The 15,467-nt window shown below is 46.7% G+C and carries 12 protein-coding genes; 7 read left to right on the top strand and 5 right to left on the bottom strand.

Features of this window, described 5'->3' with window-relative positions; all coding sequences use genetic code 11:
• The first annotated feature begins 226 nt into the window (after nucleotides 1-226).
• A complete protein-coding gene (locus ACR0QN_RS06190; protein WP_432650327.1) occupies nucleotides 227-472 on the top strand; it encodes a helix-turn-helix domain-containing protein in 246 nt (81 codons plus the stop codon).
• Here the strand turns inward: ACR0QN_RS06190 and ACR0QN_RS06185 are convergent.
• Nucleotides 469-1,545 (bottom strand): AI-2E family transporter, encoded by a 1,077-nt coding sequence (locus ACR0QN_RS06185; RefSeq protein ID WP_432650326.1) that lies wholly within the window; start codon nucleotides 1,543-1,545, stop codon nucleotides 469-471. The two genes, ACR0QN_RS06190 and ACR0QN_RS06185, sit on opposite strands and share 4 nt — an antisense overlap.
• A gap of 305 nt (nucleotides 1,546-1,850) precedes the next feature.
• Nucleotides 1,851-2,885: a YeiH family protein gene (locus tag ACR0QN_RS06180; RefSeq protein WP_432650325.1), complete on the bottom strand. Its 1,035-nt coding sequence runs from the start codon at nucleotides 2,883-2,885 to the stop codon at nucleotides 1,851-1,853.
• Nucleotides 2,886-2,976: 91 nt separating this feature from the next.
• Here ACR0QN_RS06180 and ACR0QN_RS06175 point away from each other — a divergent pair, with 91 nt between their 5' ends.
• The 3 genes from ACR0QN_RS06175 to ACR0QN_RS06165 all read left to right on the top strand — a co-directional run bounded on the left by ACR0QN_RS06175 (nucleotide 2,977) and on the right by ACR0QN_RS06165 (nucleotide 9,131).
• Nucleotides 2,977-3,876, top strand: coding sequence for a LysR substrate-binding domain-containing protein (locus ACR0QN_RS06175; protein ID WP_432650324.1), 900 nt, complete (start codon nucleotides 2,977-2,979; stop codon nucleotides 3,874-3,876).
• Between the two features lie 339 nt (nucleotides 3,877-4,215).
• The gene (locus tag ACR0QN_RS06170; protein ID WP_432650323.1) at nucleotides 4,216-5,706 is read left to right on the top strand and encodes an InlB B-repeat-containing protein; all 1,491 of its coding nucleotides are present in this window, start codon (nucleotides 4,216-4,218) and stop codon (nucleotides 5,704-5,706) included.
• A 254-nt stretch (nucleotides 5,707-5,960) separates the two neighbouring features.
• Complete coding sequence (locus tag ACR0QN_RS06165) at nucleotides 5,961-9,131, top strand: N-acetylmuramoyl-L-alanine amidase (protein WP_432650322.1); 3,171 nt, start codon at nucleotides 5,961-5,963, stop codon at nucleotides 9,129-9,131.
• 69 nt (nucleotides 9,132-9,200) lie between these two features.
• Here ACR0QN_RS06165 and ACR0QN_RS06160 read toward each other — a convergent pair whose 3' ends face one another.
• Nucleotides 9,201-9,413, bottom strand: coding sequence for a DUF378 domain-containing protein (locus tag ACR0QN_RS06160; RefSeq protein ID WP_432650321.1), 213 nt, complete (start codon nucleotides 9,411-9,413; stop codon nucleotides 9,201-9,203).
• A gap of 233 nt (nucleotides 9,414-9,646) precedes the next feature.
• Between ACR0QN_RS06160 and ACR0QN_RS06155 the strand changes: the two genes are divergently transcribed.
• Nucleotides 9,647-10,735: a GGDEF domain-containing protein gene (locus tag ACR0QN_RS06155; RefSeq protein ID WP_432650320.1), complete on the top strand. Its 1,089-nt coding sequence runs from the start codon at nucleotides 9,647-9,649 to the stop codon at nucleotides 10,733-10,735.
• Nucleotides 10,736-10,804: 69 nt separating this feature from the next.
• Here ACR0QN_RS06155 and ACR0QN_RS06150 read toward each other — a convergent pair whose 3' ends face one another.
• Nucleotides 10,805-11,731, bottom strand: a complete 927-nt coding sequence (locus ACR0QN_RS06150) for a fructosamine kinase family protein (protein ID WP_432650319.1) — start codon at nucleotides 11,729-11,731, stop codon at nucleotides 10,805-10,807.
• 323 nt (nucleotides 11,732-12,054) lie between these two features.
• Here ACR0QN_RS06150 and ACR0QN_RS06145 point away from each other — a divergent pair, with 323 nt between their 5' ends.
• Entirely contained in the window at nucleotides 12,055-12,744 is a 690-nt protein-coding gene (locus tag ACR0QN_RS06145) for a hypothetical protein (RefSeq protein WP_432650318.1), read from the top strand.
• Nucleotides 12,745-12,873: 129 nt separating this feature from the next.
• The gene (locus ACR0QN_RS06140; RefSeq protein WP_432650317.1) at nucleotides 12,874-13,689 is read left to right on the top strand and encodes an AraC family transcriptional regulator; all 816 of its coding nucleotides are present in this window, start codon (nucleotides 12,874-12,876) and stop codon (nucleotides 13,687-13,689) included.
• Nucleotides 13,690-13,958: 269 nt separating this feature from the next.
• Here the strand turns inward: ACR0QN_RS06140 and ACR0QN_RS06135 are convergent, their stop codons facing one another.
• A complete protein-coding gene (locus ACR0QN_RS06135; RefSeq protein WP_432650362.1) occupies nucleotides 13,959-15,467 on the bottom strand; it encodes a hypothetical protein in 1,509 nt (502 codons plus the stop codon).

Raw genomic sequence — 15,467 nt, 5'->3', positions numbered from 1 at the left:
AAATGTTTTTGTTTATTTTTTAATTCTTTCTTTTCTGCATTCTCCCAATAAAGTAATAATATTCTGTAAAAATATTTTTAAATTTATATTATCTGACTTTTTTCGACAATTTTTTTATTCCAATTTGTTTTATAATCCCAATTAAGGGAAAAAATGAGTTATAATATAAAATATATGATTATATTTAGAAAAAGCGTAATTCGCTGAAAGGATTGAACCATTCTATATGAACTACATAGCAGCCGAACGTCTGAGAGCGCTCCGTGAGGACAACGACTATACCCAAAGGGAAATTGCAGCCCTGCTCAAATGCTCTCAGGTCAGCTATTCACATTATGAGATCGGACGCCGTGATATACCCCTTGAGCACCTTGTCACCCTGTCCGAGTTTTACGGCGTAAGCGTGGACTATATCCTCGGCGTTACCGACTCCAAGCAGAGATATCCCGAAACTTCAAACCCTAAAGATTAAGCTCCCCTGCCTCTCCGGCTTTCTATCTTCTCCCTGATAAGGGTGTACGCCGCCGACACAAGAGGTATGCCAAGCATTATCCCTGCCGCTCCCCAAAGCTCCGCACCTGCGATAATAGCCGCTAAAATGAGTATAGGCGGCAGACCCACGCTCTTTCCCACCACCTTCGGGTAGATAAAATTATTTTCAAGCTGCTGGAGTATTATGATGAACACAAGAAACCACAGGGCTGAGGAGGGCTTTACAAGAAAGAGTATCAGCGCTGAGGGTATAGCTCCCGCAATAGCCCCTGCCACAGGCACAAGAGCCGTAACCGCAATTATAGCACTTATGAGCAGAGGATAATCAAAGCCGAAGAGCACCATTCCCATAAAGCAGAGAGTACCGAGCACAGCCGCTTCCGACAGCTGACCCGCTATAAAGCTCACAAAACAGGAGTTTACAGCGGATATCACACGGGCGGCTTTTTTGTATGTCCCGTCGGATAATGCCGCCTTTGCCGCCGAGCTTACAAACTCGAGGAGCTGTTCCTTCTGGGCAAGGATATATACCGACAGCACCGCTCCCACAAGAAAGGAAGCCGCACCTTTCAGGAAATCCGCCGTGACCTTATAGGTACGGTCAAAAAATCCGGGCAGACGAAGGGATATCTGCTCAATAAGACTGTCAAGGAGCTTTACGAGAGCGGGAGTGTGCGCCGCACCGCTTTCATACCGCCTGCGGAAATCGCTGTAATAGCCGTCAACGCTGTTAACAAAAAGAGCGGCGCTTTCCCAAAGCTTCGGCAGTATAAGCACACCTGCGGCGGCGATAACTCCCGAAATTATGAGATATACAAGAACTATAGCCGCTCCTCGGGCGGCTTTTTTGTTCATTCTCCTGCCAAAAAAGCCCTCAAAGCGGCATACCGCAGGGTCAATGACCGCCGCAAGCAGGATACCCGTGATAAAGGGGGCAGCAGCGGAAAATATCAGCGAAACCGTCCCCATAACATCATCGGGTCGGATAAGCAGCGCCAGAGCCAGAAAGACAAGAAGCCCCGGCGCAAGGTATTTTTTATAGCTTCGTCTCATATCTCCTCCCGGCAGGCAGGCTGAGCCTGCAGCCGCTCGTTCTGTAATTTTTTGGGGCAGCAAACTGACGGCTCGGTAACGATACAAATAAGCTGCCCCAAATTATTACTTATATTATGCTCTCCCTTCCCTCCCGTATTCTTTATTATTTATTCTTTATTCTCTATTCTTTATTCTTTAAATTTCATTCTTTAAATTTCTTTATTTACTATTTAACTCTATTCTCTATTCTAAAATTCTCCTTTTCCAATTTATTGTCAAAAAAAATATCTCTCCCCCTTTGCAAAGGAGAGAGACAAATCATATCACACAACGCCCATAAAATATTCCACAGCAATAGCCACAATGACCACCAGCGCCGAGATGATAAAGCCGTGGAGCATAGGAGCAAACCCCGATTTTTTCATATCCTTGAAGCTTGTTCCAAGCCCAATAGCCCCGAGAGCCGCTATCATAAGGAACTTGCTTATTTCCTTCATACCGTGGGAAACTGCCGCAGGGATAAGTCCGACGCTGTTTATTACCGCAAGACCTATAAAGCCCAGGATAAAGAGGGGAAGTATCTTTGTTATGTGGAGCTTTGCCTTGACGCTTTCACCGCCCTCTGCAGCCGCTTCTTTCCGCTTGATGTGAGCGCTTATGAGCGCAAATACAATGACCGTGGGGATAATTGAAAGGGTACGGGTGAGCTTTACCATCGTGGCAAAATCTCCCGCCGCCTCTGAAAATGCATAGCCTGCCGCCACCACGCTGGAGGTGTCGTTAACGGCGGTGCCTGCCCATAAGCCGTATGCCATATCCGAAAGCCCCATCGCCCTGCCGAGAATAGGGAACAGCACTATCATAGCCATATCAAAGAGGAAGGTTGCAGACATTGAGTAAGCAATGTCATTGTCGTCTGCGTCAATTACGGGGGCAATTGCCGCAATTGCCGAGCCGCCGCATATTCCCGTGCCTGCGGAAATGAGATTTGAGAGCTTCCAGTTGATTTTAAGAGCCTTGCCCACAAAGTGACCCACTCCGAAGCAGGTGAGCAGGGTGAAGAACATCACGCAGAGGGAAAGCTTTCCCACCTCAAGCACAACGGCAATATTAAGGCTTGCGCCCAGAAGGATAATGGCGAATTTCAGCATTTTCTTTGATGTGAATTTAAGTCCCGGCTCAAACTTCTCCCCAGGGCGGCGGATACCGTTTATTATCATTCCGATGAAAAGTGCGATGACCGAGGCTCCTATAAGATGAACGGGCAGCAGACCCTCTATAAATTTTGCGGCTGCCGCAATCACAAGGGCTAAAGCAAAGCCCGGCAGCAGAGCAACTATTTTTTTGACGGTGTTCATATAAAAATCTCTCCTTAAACAATATTATTTGTTCCGATATCTTGATTTTATCATAGACTTGTGATAAAATCAAATTATCATTTGATATCAGATGATAAGAAAAATTTATCATAGGAGAGTTTTTGTTATGATAGATGTGCGGATAGAGACCTTTCTGACCCTATGCAGGCTGATGAATTACCGAAAGACCGCCGAGGAGCTTAATATGACCCAGCCTGCCGTTACCCAGCATATCCATTACCTCGAGGATCACTACGGCTGCAGGCTGTTCATCTATGACCGAAAGAGCCTTAAAATGACAGCCGAAGCGGAGCTTTTAAAAAAATACGCCGAGAACATTTACTATCAGGAGAAAAAGCTGAAAACGGCACTTGCGGACAAAAGCTGCCGTCAGCTATCCATAGGAGCCACCAAAACTGTGGGCGAATACGTTATAGCAGAGCATATCGGCAGCTTTCTTAAAGAGGAAACAAACCGCATTTCCGTAAACATCGACAATACGGAAAACCTGCTTCGGGCGTTGTCCGAGGGGAAAATCGACTTTGCGGTGATAGAGGGCTTTTTTGACCGCAGCCGATACGCTTCAAAGCTGTACCGCAGGGAGCCTTTTGTGGGGATATGCGGAAAAGACCACCCCTTTGCGGGACGGGAAGTCACCCTTGAGGAAGCAATGAGAGAGCACCTTTTTGTCCGTGAAGAAGGAAGCGGCACAAGGGAGATACTCGAGCAGCTTCTTACCGAGCAGAACCGCTCGCTTTCGGAATTTAAGAAAATAAGCGTCATAAGCAGCTTCGGACTTACTTCAAAGCTTCTGTCCGAAAACGGCGGCATAGCCTTTGCATACCGTGCCGCAGGAGAAAATGACCCGAGGCTCGGAAGCTTTAAAATAAAGGGACGGGATATTGTGCGTGAGTTCAACTACGTTTATCTCGACACCCCATTTTCCGAAAGCGATGCGGAATATTTCGACACATTCCGAACAAAAAAATAGGCAAAATCACCAAAGTCCCTCCTGCCCATTTTTTCCTTAAACTGCCGAGATAAACGGGAAAATAAGGCAGTTTGGCCATACCTGCATTTTATACATTCTTACCATTGACAATAAAAAAAATATATGATATACTGTAATAAAAAGGTAATTGTCAACGGCTTTAATGACACATTACAAAAAATGCACAAATAATATTCTTTTTAGAATTATTATTTAGCAGGCTGAGCCTGCAGCCACTCGTTCTGTAATTTATTTTGGCAACAGGCTGACGGCTCGGTAACGATACAAATAAGCTGCACCCCAAAAATTTATTTATAAAAGATTTTAAGGAGGAAAAAAATGAAACTCAACAAACTCAAACGTGGCATTGCCGCTGTAATGACTGCAGCAATATGTCTCAGCGCTATACCGGCTCAGTTCGGTATAACTGCCGCAGCAGCTGATGACAGCTATAAAATCACTGTTGCCACCAACGGCAACGGTACCGCTGCCGCAGATCTCACAGTTCAGACAATCGGCGGACAGGTAACACTTACTGCCACACCTGCCCAGGGGTATCAATTTGACCATTGGGAGATCGCTTCGTCTGATGCAGGTCAGGGAAATTCATCATACTCCAAAACCGCAAACGTTGTATTTGTTCTTGATACAACAGCCTCTATGGACGATGAGATCGAACAGGTCAAAGATAACCTTATCACTCTGGTTCAGTCCCTTGACGCCAAAGATATAGGACTTAATATGTCCATCATCGCATACAGCGATATTAAACATATCAAGAATTCGACTGTGTATTACACATTTGCCAACGGTACCCACTGGACGACCGATGTTAATGAAGCTGTTACAATATTCGGCAGCATCAAAACCGGCAGCGGTTACTCTGAAACTCCTACCGATGCATTCTCACAGCTCGTTACAAGTGACGGTTCTCTGAATTTCCCTTCAGGCTCTCCTAACAACTACATCTTCTTATTAACCGATGAAGGTTATAGTGAGCTTAATGACAGTTCCAAGAACCAGTATCCTATGGCGACCTGGATCGATAAGTTCGTTGCAGCTAATGTAAAGACTTCTGTAATCACTACAGAATACGAATATAAAAGAGAAACTTATAAAGACCTGTACGAAAAGACAGGCGGTATTTATATTGACATTGACTCGGAAGACTACAGCAAGCTGATGCAGGACTTCTCGGATTATCTCGATCAGACAGCCGTAGGATATAGTGAGACCTCTTTTTCAAATCCTGCTAAATTTAATATGCCCAAATGCAACATCATTGCAACGGCATACTTCAAGCCCGTTCCCAAGAATACTTACAAGAGTACTTATTCGATCAAGACTATCACCAACGATCACGGCAAAGCATATGCAAGCAAGAGCACCGCATACGCAGGCGAAAGCATCAAGATCACCGCAACTCCCGACAAAGGATATGTTCTTGATTCTATCAAGTGCACCAAGGGCGGCGCAGTTCTGAGCGGCGATACTTTTGTGATGCCTGAGTCAGACGTTGTTATCTTCGTATCTTTCAAAGAGGATACTTCAGAATATCTGCTCACAGCACATCCTTACTCCTATGTATTCAGCTATGATACAGAAATGAACCTCATTGAAACAAACTCCAACCGTGATTTCAGCAGCTATCCCGAGTATGTTTCCATCAAGATCGACCTGGGCAGCGACTATGCAGGCAGAACAGGCAGGATCTGCGCCGGCAGAAAGTCAGACAGCAATGTCATCAAGGCCGTGACCCTCGATGAGAACGGCTGCTATGTATTCAAGGCAGGCATCAAGAAGAACTACTCTTTTGTATTGGACGACTGATTTGATTTGGTACAGTATTGCTGACATATTACAGTAAGACAATATAAGCATAATATCCTCACTTGCGTTTCAGCAGGTGAGGATATTTTTTATTCGGCATAATAGCCAAAACTGCTCCTTCCGATTTTTTCCTCAGACTGTTGAAATTTATCGGGAAATGTGATATAATAAAATTAAACTTTCAAAAGCCCTGTCCGGGCTATCAAAAAGAAAAAGAAACGAACAAGAGATATATTAAGAATACAGGAGAACCAATGAAAAAGAAAAGATTATCCGAACGGCTCGCCGCCCTTGCCTGCGCCGCTTTAATGTCGGTGCCCCTGTGGGGAGATATGAGCGAAGCCATTTCATTCGGCACTTACGCTTCCGCCGAAAGTGAAGCGGTGTATGAAGAAATTGTACCCGAGGTGCAGAGGGACGAAGAGCTTGAAACCTTTACAGAGCCTGAGTATGCCCCTATGTTTGCCTTTCCCGACGAAGTGAGAGGAGTATACATAAATCCCGAAAAGGATTTTCCCCTGACGGACGAAAACGGCGAGCAGCTTTCCGAGGAGGAAATAGCCGCAGGGATAGACAAAGCTCTCGACGCCGCTCAGGACAAGAGCCTTAACACCGTTATCATCAGCACTTCCGACGAAAACGGGGTCTACTACAGCCTTGACGTGAACAAGACCGCTGTCCGCTCCCCCGCCGAGCTGTGCGTGGAAAGAGCCGCCGACAGAGGTATGTATGTTTATGTTACATTCAATATAAACTCCGCTCTTTCGGGAATTACCGAGGAGACTGCCAAGGCAAGGATAGACCGCCTTGCCCTTACCGCCCACAATTTCACCGTAAAATACCCCGTGGACGGCATTATAATCGACGGCTATTATTCAAAAAGAGACGGGGCAAGCTTTGCAAACTACATTGAAAACGGCTCCGGAATAGGCTATGACAACTGGCTCCTTGACAACGGAGCATATGTGTTCAGCCTTGTTTCCGATGCTGTCCGCAGGACAAGCAACAGCGTTCCCGTAGGCATTTCAATAAACGACATATGGGCAAATTACACCACCAAGGAAGAAGGCAGCGAGACCTCCGTAAACTTTGAAGCCCTTACCGACGGCTATGCGGACACTCTGGGATATATAGAAAAGGGTTATGCGGATTTTATCCTCGTTAAAGCAGAGGGCTCATTTGCCAGCGAAACTATGCCCTTTGAGGACGTGGTGGGCTGGTGGAACGAAAAGGCTCAGTCCGCAGGCATACCTATGATGGTGGATCACATCAACGAAAGAGTATGCACCGATTACACAGGCTGGGGCTCCCCCGACGAGCTTGTAAAGCAGGTCATCAAGGCGGACGAGTATGACGCCTGCATAGGCAGCGTTTTCAACTCTCTTTCCTCTCTCGAGGCAAATACCGAAGAGTCCACATCTGTGCTTGTAAAGCATTTTAACGACCAGATAGACAGAGAAGGCTTAAACAACGAGCTGGAAATGACCCTTCCCCTTTCCACCACATTCAAGACCGAAGAGCCTACCGTAATATTCGCAGGCTCATTCGACCCGAATTTCACAATTTACTTCCAGGGCGAACCTATCGAACTGAACGAAGCGGGACGATTTTACTTCAATATGGACCTTGACGTTGGCGTGAACACTTTCACATTCAAGAACAAGGGCAAGACCGTTACCTACAAGATAACAAGAACGGTGAATGTACTCAAAAGCGTTGAGCCCGATGTTTCAGAAATGCGTGTTGAGGAGCAGTCTGCCATCACACTCAGCGCAGTTGCATACAAAGGCTCCGAGGTAACTGCCGAGATAAACGGCAAATCCGTTGAACTGAAGCCCGTTGACGGTCAGACGGACGAGCTTGACCCCAACTCCAACTATACAAAATATATTGGCACATACATTGCCCCGCAGGGCATAAAGGGACAGGATATTGATCTCGGAAACGTTACCTTCTACGGTACATATCACACCAAAACAGGCGACTTCAACGAGAGCAGAACAGGCAGCCGCATTATCGTGAACGCCCTTGCCGAAATTCTCAACGACTACAGCGGAGATCTTCTTGAGATAAAAAATGACAACACGATGGTTTATGACGCAAAGACCACAAGCACCAACCCCACTCCCGATATGGCACGTCTCCCCGCAGGCACTCTCGATTATCAGGTAAAGACCGTAAGCTACTCGGGAACGGACTATTACCTTACAAATTCCGGCAAGAGAATAAGGGTAAGCGACGTAAATGTCCTTGACAACAAGCCCTTAGGCTCAAATCCCATAAGCGTGGCAAGCGCCGCAAAGGACGGTACAGACACCGTTATAAAGCTTCGCACAAATTCAAAGGTACCCTTTGCAATGTCCTTTACGGGGGTAAACTACAACAGCGGAAACAACGGAAATTACTATGTATCCTCATTTAACGCCACCGCTCTTGTCATCACCTTCGACTACGTTACGAGCATATCCGCAAGCAGCATAACATTCCCCGACAGCGCAGTATTCACCGAGGGCATCTGGGACACCTATGAGTCGGGCGAGCTTACCAAAACAAGGCTCACTCTCACCCTCAGACAGTCGGGCATTTTCGGCGGCGTCACATCATCATATGACGATGAGGGCAATCTTACATTCAGATTTAACGGCTGCAGGAACTCTTTAAGCGGCGCAACTGTAGTCATTGACCCGGGACACGGCTATACGGGAGCTTCCACCTTTGACCCCGGTGCTGTGGGACACATCAAGGAGCAGGAGGCAAACCTTGCCATAGCAAAGCTTGTTACCTCAAAGCTTGAAGCGGCAGGCGCAAATGTTATCCGCTTAAAGACCGAAAGCGAGACCTATGTGACCGCTCAGAGAGCTTCTATTGCACGGCAGTATAATCCCGACCTTTTCCTTGCCATTCACTGCAACGCCGCAGGAGAAAGCGCAAGAGGTGCGGAAGCCTATTACTTTACCCCCTTCTCCCAGCCCCTTGCCGACCGCATTTCCGCCCGTATAGGCTCATATCTCGGAAGCTATGTGGATAATGCCGATGGTATGGACAGAGGAGAACAGTACAATTACTTCTTCGTTACCCAGCAGCAGGATTTCCCCTCTGTGCTTATCGAGTGCGGATTTGTTACCAACTACACCGAAGCAATGGCTCTGGCAAACCCCACACATCAGGACGGTATCGCTCAGGCGATCGTTGACGGAGCAGCCGATTACCTCGGCAGGTGCGGATATTCCTGCTACGGCGACGGCTCTGCCGATTTCACAAACAGCGGAGCGGTATATACCGAAAGCGTTCCCGAAGCAGTTCCCGCTACAGAGGGTACAAATATCCCTGCGGAACCCGAACAGCAGCCCATTACATCGGAGGATATCATTACAGTTCCTGCCGACCCTAATTTCGAAGATCCCTATGATCTGCTAAATCCATAAAAATAAAGGCAGGAGGCAAGAGATACAGATCATACTTGCCTTCTGCCTTTTTACGTTTTCCGCTTTCCCTTAATGACCTCTTGCCTCGGCACCTGCAGGCTCTCTGAACAGCAGGGTAATGCACCACACCGCCGAAAGCGCTACTAAGATATACACCACTCTGCTGAGAAGTGCGCCCGTTCCGCCGAACAGCCAGGCTACAAGGTCAAAGCTGAATATTCCCACAAGACCCCAGTTAAGTCCGCCGATGATGAGCAGAACAAGAGCTATCTTGTCAAACATATTAAGACCTACTTTCTTATAGTAAAATGAAACGCCGATAAACCTTAACCTTAAATATCAAGTTCTCTATCGGCGTTTCCGCAAACCCGAGGAATTTCCTCGCTGTTATTATCTGAAAATAAATATTGTTTATACGCCGAATATTTTTCCAAATTACTAAAGAATTTCCATTATTATGCCGATATATATTATATATTACAGAATTTCAAACAAATTGACGGAGGAGCAGCATTTTGAAAACAAAAGAGACAAATCAGCTATTTTCAAAAATATTTGTAGACGGCACCGCAGTCACAAACAGGATAAAATACACCATTCTTCAATGGGGCGCTGCTGCAATACACTTTACCCTTATTTTTATCTTTGCTTCGCTTGGCGTCAAGATAATGGCAGTATTTAATATTGTCAGCACCATATGCTATGTACTCTGCGGAATACTTGTAAAAAAAGAACGTTATATCCTGTTTTACTACATAGCCTTTGTTGAAATATGTCTGCATTCCTACACAGCCACCATCCTTGTGGGCTGGGCGCCGGGATTTCCACTGTACATCATCGGCATAATGCCCGTTATCTTCTATATGCATTTTTCCCTGGACGAAAGCGCAGGACTTCACGAATCGCTGCTTATCGGTCTTTGCTGTCTGATGACCTTTGTGGTCTGCAAGATAATCTCATATAGGATCGAGCCGTTATACATCATCTCGGAAAAAGCTTCAATGTACCTTTACATTTTCAACACTTTCTGCACCTTTGCAATACTTCTGTTTTTCTCCCTGTTTTTCCTGCGTGAGATACAGTTTTCAAGATCGGTACTTGAGGAGCAGAACGCAAAGCTTGACAAGATCGCAGGCATCGACGCTCTCACAGGTCTTTACAACCGCAGAAGTATGGACAAGATACTTAGCAATGCTGTAAATTCTGGCAAGACCTTTTCTGTTATTATGTGCGATATCGACGATTTCAAGCAGATAAACGACGCTTACGGTCACAACAGCGGAGACGAGGTGCTTAGACGGCTTTCCGAGGCTGTAGTCTCACTTCTCCGTGAAAATGATTATGTATGCAGATGGGGCGGCGAGGAGATACTTATCCTTGCAGGAGGCACTCCCCTTAGCGGTGCAGCTTTAGTTGCAGAGCGAATAAGAGCCCATATCGAAAATATGGATATCATATGCGAGGATAATACGATCAGATGCACCATCACAGCGGGCGCCTCCGAAAGCACAGAGGCAGGCACTATCGAGGAGATGATAGGTCTTGCGGACGAACGGCTTTACTGCGGCAAGAAATCGGGAAAAAATACGGTTATCTGGGAATAAGCAAATATCCCCTTTGGACAGATACATAAAAGAGCATCTGTCCAAAGGGGATATTTATTTTTCGTGATATCAGGCATCTTTCGGCAGTATTTCCAGCAAACGCTCCGCAAGCCTGCCCACAGCCGTTAAATTTACCTTGTCGCCCAAGTTGAAGTAGTGATCCACCTCGGTGTATAATTCGTAAAATCGGCGCTTGGACTCAAAATTCGGGCTCAGCTCCTTTTTCTCCGAGTATCTTTCAAGAAGCCCCAGCTCCCTGCCGCTTCCGCTGTCAAGCTGATACAGGTCAAATTCGCTGTCAGCCCAGCAGCAGTTAAGCGGGTGTATAACCGCCGCCACGTCCGTCCTGCGGTCATTAAGCAGTATGTTTCGGGTGGTATAATCGCCGTGTATCAGGCTGGCTTCCGTAATGGGTATGTCAAATATGCTGCCGAAGCATTCGATAGATCTTTTGAAAACCGATAATATCTCTTCGGTGAGCTGTCCCTTTTTCGTCAGAGCCTTTGCTTTTATGACGACCTTTTTGGCAATGTTAAAATAATAATCATGCCAGCTGGCAAAATATGTCTCCGCTCCCACAGGACCGAAGCCCGAGGGATTTTTTGTGCTGTGTACGGCGATGAGATTATCTGCGATCTTATCGGCTATGGCGTCACGGGAGCCTTCGGGTATCTCCGAAATATCCAGCACCCCTGCGTTAACGCCCTTTATGTACTCCATAAACAAAGCGTCATACTCAAGTCCCGACTGCGACCTCTCCAGAACGTAATATATTTTCGGCATTTTTATAAGGGAGTATTCGGTGAGAAGCTTTATCTGCTCCGCTTCCGCAGCCGCAATGTTCGGAAATCTGTACATCTTGACAACAAACATATAGGGCGGCTTGTCAAGGGATACAAGATATGCTTTTCCGTAATACCCTCCGCCCAGTTCGATAATGCTCTGCGGATACACATTGTAATGCTTTAAAACAGCCTTGCTGACAGCACCACGCATAAACAGTCCTCGCTTTCCTCCGGATATCCCTCCGATGTGCAGACGTCGGGATAAATTTTCCTATGTTATTATTATACCACCCTTTGGGCACAAAAACAATTCCAAAATATTACATCTTTTTTAAATTTGAACATTTCAATTTATTTTGCGATCATTCCCGCCGCAATGTTCAGATATTATGATAAGGTTATTTTAATTATAATACACAATATTTTTCCTTGTTATTGTGCAATAAATCTATTGACTTAATGTTCAGATTATTATATGATTATCATATGATAAAGCGACTGAAAAATTGTCGCATTAAATTGGAGGAGTATAATATGAACATCAAAAAAGCAGTATCGGCACTGGCAGCCGCAGTAGTTGCAGTAACTATGTCCGCAGTAAGCGTTTTTGCGGAGACCACCATTCAGCTTGACAGCGACTATGCAGGAAACTGGGGCGCAGGCGCCTACATACCCAAGGACGAGCTTGACGCTATCGGCGGAGACGTTAAGATCACTCTTAAAGTAGAGACCGTAGAGCCCGGAAACGAAAAGCAGTTCTTAGTAACTCCTATGGACTACAGCGCACCCGGCTGGCCCCGTATCACAAACAAGTGCACAGGGGATAACATCATCGCCAAGGAAGACCAGTTCATCGTTCTTGTACAGGGTGAGGACACCGTTGAGTTCGTAGTTCCCGAGGACGTTATCGCAGGCCTTACCGATAAGGACGGAGAGTGCGGCATTGGTTTCCAGGTATGCAACGTTATCGTTAAGTCCGCAAAGCTTGAAGCAGGCGAGTCTCAGAAGGCAAACAGAATAATCGACGACGACAATGTTATCCCCTACTGCTTCGGTGAATACGAGATGCCGGAAGAAGCAGCAGAACCCGCAGCCGAGGAAACTGCCGCAGCTGAAGAAGCTGAGACCACATCTCCCAAGACAGGCAATACCTCCGCAGCAGTTCTCGTTTGCATAACAGCTCTTGCAGGAACTGCAGCACTGGCAGCAAGCAAAAGAAAGTAACAAGTAATTTTACAAGATGCGCCGCAGCTCAGACTGCGGTGCTTTTTTTATCAAAATTTCAATTCATTTCTTGACAAATTTCGTTAAAAATGATATTATTAAGGTATATTATAAGCCGAGGTGCGTTAAATGCAGAAACAAGTTTTTCCGATAATAGGCGATGAAAAGGATCTCCCGTTTTATATTGTTGGTATCGGTGTGGAATGCTGGCAGTACCCCGTAAACCGCACGGGAGGATATGATTACCCCCAGATACTTGTGACCAAAGAAGGCGAGGGCGAAATTACGGTAAACGGCAGCACAGTAAAGCTCCCCGTCAATTCCGTGTTCTTCATACCCCCTCATCTCCCCCACGAATACCACTCCCTTTCCGACTCCTGGATAGTGAACTGGGTGTGCTTTTCGGGATTTGAAGCGGAACCGCTCCTTGAAAAATGGGGGCTTAATAAGTATGCATATTTTCTCTCGGCAGACACCGAAAGAATGAACCGCATAATCAGCAAGGCATATTACACTATAAAGAGCGATAAGATATACGGGAACCACTATGCTTCGGCGCAGCTTTACGACCTGCTCATCGAATACAGAAAGATCGCCGACAACAGGCAGTCTGAACTGACCTCGGTGACCACCGCTGCCCTTGCAGATGTGCTCCAGTACATCGAGGAGAAATATTCGGGCCCCATAAAGCTTGGAGACTTAGCTCAGATAGCAGGCATAACCGAGCAGCACCTCTGCCGCCTTTTCAAGAAGAATTTTCAGCTCAGACCTATGGAATATCTGGCAAAGGTACGTATCCAGCACGCAAAGGAAATGCTGGTCTATTCCGAAAAGAACATTTCCGAGATAGCCAAAGCCACAGGCTTTCCCGACAGCTCCTATTTCTCGGCGCTGTTCAAAAAGCACGAAGGCATTACCCCGGGCGAATATCGTGGAGTAAAATAAAAATACAGCAAAAAAGCGCTATGGAATGCAGCAGTCCATAGCGCTTTTTTGCGGCATTTCTGCCGGAGAAAAGGTGGAAATGAAAGATGAAGAAAAAAGCAAAATAAAATGGGTCTGTGCTGCATACATACCTTCCCCGCCGCCGTAAAGCGGCGGGTCATACGTATGCATATAAAGGAGAAATGTTTGAAAATCAAAGATTTTCAAACCGAGTTTTTGCTTTTCGGACTTACGTCCGGAAAGCAAAACTCTCAAGGAATAAGCTTGAATTATTTGTTCAGAGCGGCAAGCTCAGCGTTGTGTCTGATCTCAGCCTGCTCACGGCTCCACGCTTCGCACTGACCGTCGGGGTCGTACTCTGCGCACTTAGACTGCATTTCTGCAACAAGGTCGTTGAAGTCGTCATCGTTCTCGGCATAAATTGCCATCCAGGAATATGTTACGATGCAGTTCTTTACCTGCCCCCAGATGATCTCAAGCTCGTCGGAACGTGAGCCTGCGGAGTAGGAAGCGCCGCCGATAGCTGTCTTGTAGCTTCTGCCGTCAAGGTACTGGTCAACAGTTGTGCAGCCTGTGAAATCTCTCCAAGCCTGCTCTGTATCGCAGCTTGCTTCCTTCTGGCGGCTGATCCAGGCAGCAGGGTTATAAGTCTCACCGTTGGAATCGGGGTTAGTTGCGTCAATGGACCAGGTGGAGTTGCTGATAGCAAGGTAGCCGCAGCCGTCCTTGAAGGTTCCGCCGCCCCATTCATCGGGCATTGCAGTCTCGGAGTCGGTGAAGCACTTCTCGCCGAATTCTGTAAAGCAAGTGTAGCCGTTGTCATCATAGTACCAGTTGAGGTCCTTGGGACCGTATCTGAATGTCATATATCCCTCGGGAGTTGTAAGGTAATTGATGATAGCCATACAAAGCTCGGGATACTTGGTGTCAGCGCCGATGGACCAGATCCTGTTAACGCCCATTACGTTCATACCGTATGCAATGAGAGTTGCGTCCTCGGGAGTGAGGGTCATCATCATCTTGTTTTCAGCCTTGTGCTCGTCTGTGTTGTAGAGCTGAGAGCCTGCATAGTTGAAGATGGAGAAGAATGCGCCGCCTGCGGAGAATTTCTCTCTCATCTGGTCGTAGGTCTGAGTCATAGAGTTGGGGTCAACAAGACCGTTCTGATAGAGCTTGTTAAAGAATTTAAGGCTCTCCATATAGGGTCCGTCAGACTCAAGAGCAAAATGGAAATCGCCTGTCTCAACGTCATAGAGACCCATTTCCAGCTCATCATAGCCGTAATATGCGGAAGCAAATGCCTTAACGTACATTACCATATTGCCGTCCCAGTCGGGCCAGAGGGAAACTGCATATGTGGGATCGCCGTTGTCGTCTGTGGGACAGATCTCCTTCATCTGAGCCATAAGATCAACAAAATCGTCAAGAGTCTTCACCTCGGGACGTCCGAGCTGCTCGTAAAGATCCCATCTTACGTCCCAGGTGTACATAAAGGACTGGTGATCGTCGGGGCTTGTGGCAACATCGTGAGCAAAGCCAAGTACCTTTCTGCCCACGCCGTTAGCCTCGTTGATGTCCATATTCTTCTCAAGAGCGTAGGGCATATTTGCCTGAATGTTTGCGCCATAGTCGGAAAGGATATCGTCCTCGTTCCAGTCAAAAAGCTTGCCCTGCTCGGAAGCTCTCTTGTATTCGTCGCCGTCGCTGCCGAAGATAACGATATCGCCAAGGCTGCCTGACTCCATTCTTGTATCAAATGCACCGTCGGAATCGGGAAT

Source organism: Huintestinicola sp. (genome assembly GCF_050874005.1).
Taxonomy (GTDB): Bacteria; Bacillota; Clostridia; order Oscillospirales; family Ruminococcaceae; genus Huintestinicola.
The sequence above is the reverse complement of the archived record's forward strand: the minus strand, read 5'-3'. Positions and strand labels throughout refer to the sequence as shown.

Excerpts from the sequence above, each read along its gene's own strand:
- ACR0QN_RS06185 (WP_432650326.1), bottom strand. The coding sequence starts at position 1,545 with ATGAGACGAAGCTATAAAAAATACCTTGCGCCGGGGCTTCTTGTCTTT.
- ACR0QN_RS06165 (WP_432650322.1), top strand. The coding sequence starts at position 5,961 with ATGAAAAAGAAAAGATTATCCGAACGGCTCGCCGCCCTTGCCTGCGCC.
- ACR0QN_RS06180 (WP_432650325.1), bottom strand. The coding sequence starts at position 2,885 with ATGAACACCGTCAAAAAAATAGTTGCTCTGCTGCCGGGCTTTGCTTTA.
- ACR0QN_RS06190 (WP_432650327.1), top strand. The coding sequence starts at position 227 with ATGAACTACATAGCAGCCGAACGTCTGAGAGCGCTCCGTGAGGACAAC.
- ACR0QN_RS06140 (WP_432650317.1), top strand. The coding sequence starts at position 12,874 with ATGCAGAAACAAGTTTTTCCGATAATAGGCGATGAAAAGGATCTCCCG.
- ACR0QN_RS06170 (WP_432650323.1), top strand. The coding sequence starts at position 4,216 with ATGAAACTCAACAAACTCAAACGTGGCATTGCCGCTGTAATGACTGCA.
- ACR0QN_RS06150 (WP_432650319.1), bottom strand. The coding sequence starts at position 11,731 with ATGCGTGGTGCTGTCAGCAAGGCTGTTTTAAAGCATTACAATGTGTAT.
- ACR0QN_RS06160 (WP_432650321.1), bottom strand. The coding sequence starts at position 9,413 with ATGTTTGACAAGATAGCTCTTGTTCTGCTCATCATCGGCGGACTTAAC.
- ACR0QN_RS06145 (WP_432650318.1), top strand. The coding sequence starts at position 12,055 with ATGAACATCAAAAAAGCAGTATCGGCACTGGCAGCCGCAGTAGTTGCA.
- ACR0QN_RS06175 (WP_432650324.1), top strand. The coding sequence starts at position 2,977 with ATGATAAGAAAAATTTATCATAGGAGAGTTTTTGTTATGATAGATGTG.